Raw genomic sequence first — 1995 nt, forward strand, 5'->3', positions numbered from 1 at the left:
TTCCCGCAAAGCGGCATTGTCACAAAAGCAGTCCATCATTTCTGTCATTATATTTGCCAGACCCGTCTCGTACATTGCCAGACGCAGGATGTTGTATGCGTATTTTCTGATGAGCGACAGGTTGTTCCGGGACTTTTTGGCTGGCGAGCGGTCTTCCCTAAATGTATCGTCCAGCACATGATGGAGCCGGTTCTCTATTGACCAGTGCATTCTTTTTATGCTTCCCAGCTCCTCTGCTGTAAGGATCAGGTCTGATATCAGTGCCGTACACTGGACATCTTTCCCGGCTCCCTCTCCAGCAGAAGGAGCTGGGATTCTTCTGGAGCCTTTTTCCAAAAACTCTTCCTTCGACGGCGTCACATCATTCCCCTGGCTGTCTTTTTCCTTGGGTATCCTCACCTGCTTGATCCGCCCAATACTTTGAACGTGCGGCCATTCTTTTTGGCTTTTGGTCAGATTTGAAGCGTCTTTACATATCTGGCAAGTCCTATACTCATTTCTGTCCCGGTTTTTTTCCATCTGGCTGATTTCTTCGTATTTCTCAAGGAACTCCTTCATCCCAGGATCCATAGCTTCGCCTTTTTTTCTTTTGAGATCTTCCGCCCCCAGTTTATCCATGAACGTATGAATCTCCTCATAGGCCTCCGGCTGATTTTTCTTTACTGTTAACACAAAATGTCCTCCCTGTTCATGAATCTGTTCCATGATTGCAGTCTGTGTCCCAACAGCATCAATCGTTACAATGCTCCCGCTGATATCCAGAAGCTTTAATAATTCAGGAATCGCCGTAATCTCATTCGTCTTTGAATCTACCGGAAGCTGTGCAAGTATCAATCCCCGGACCGTTTCCACTACATTCAGCAGCATCGGGGTTGTCTCACCTTTCGTTTTTTCCGTTGCACCGCACAATGCTTTCCCATCAATAGCTAGATGGGTATTTCTGGATTCCACGATCTCGCCAATCCACTCCATAAAAGCATACAAAGCTAATTCCTCATCAATGCCATTCAACATCCGGGTAATAGTGGAAGGCGAGGCGATCCCGTATTTTAAGTTCATATGCTTCCGCAGCTCTTCCAAGTGGGTTTTGCACCATTTCAGGCTCCTGCGGATCGTTGTCCGGCCACAAAGGAATCCGAGGGTGACGCATACCAGCATTTCTCCAAGATCGTGTCTTTTCTCTCTGCCGCACCGATAATCCGGAATCTGCCTGAAATAATGGATCAATTTTTCTGTCAGAACAGTCTTTTCAGCACATTTCCAATGCCACCTGTATTTTCTCCAGGAGTCTCCGTTGCCCCTCATTCACTTTCGAAATGATTTCCGTTTTATCCAGGCATACTAAATAGATGGTCTCTAACTGATGTAATTCTTCCAGGCCAATGCCCTGTTTTTTATAAATTCTGCGGGACAGGGACGCTGTCTGGGCTGCAAACTGATATCGGAAATCCGATTCTTTTTTCATCACTCGTGTTTTCTGGATATAAGAGGTTGGAGACTGTTTTAGAAGAATAATGGAAAGTACATCCTGCCAGTCATCCCCCAACGGTTTTTTCCAATCATCCGGACACAACTCCCAGACGGCTTTTGAAAATCCGTATTCCCATACTTCTGCATCTGTCAAAGATACTTTTCTTTTATTGCTTTGTATTACTCCTTCCGGAGTAATCACGCCGATATAGGTATCGACTGGCTGCGGATACTTTTTCCCTTTCACGCGCCGGGATGTTCTTTTATAGAGATAATACGAATCTCCTTTTTTCTTCACGGTAGTTCCTTTGATCCGATACTTCTGAACCCAATCCGGGTACTTTTTCTCAGTTACTGGCATAATATCCTCCTTTCTGTATAGGTGCAATACACCTATACCATATAGATATTATACCTCTACAGGCACAAAAAATCAAGAGTTACACATGTTTTGTATAACATGCATAACCCCCGATAAAATCTGATCTTTTTATGTTTTTAAAAATCCTTCATGAAACAACCCTG

2 protein-coding genes are annotated in these 1995 nt (G+C 44.4%); both read right to left on the minus strand.

From position 1 onward, the window contains the following. The coding region (locus LQE94_RS16115; protein WP_240578195.1) for an ISAs1 family transposase at positions 1-1227 on the minus strand (1227 nt) is incomplete at its 3' end. A gap of 22 nt (positions 1228-1249) precedes the next feature. After that, entirely contained in the window at positions 1250-1831 is a 582-nt protein-coding gene (locus LQE94_RS16120) for a hypothetical protein (RefSeq protein ID WP_055148571.1), read from the minus strand. Positions 1832-1995: the final 164 nt, after the last annotated feature.

This window comes from Mediterraneibacter sp. NSJ-151 (assembly GCF_022487435.1).
Lineage (GTDB): Bacteria > Bacillota > Clostridia > Lachnospirales > Lachnospiraceae > Schaedlerella > Schaedlerella hominis.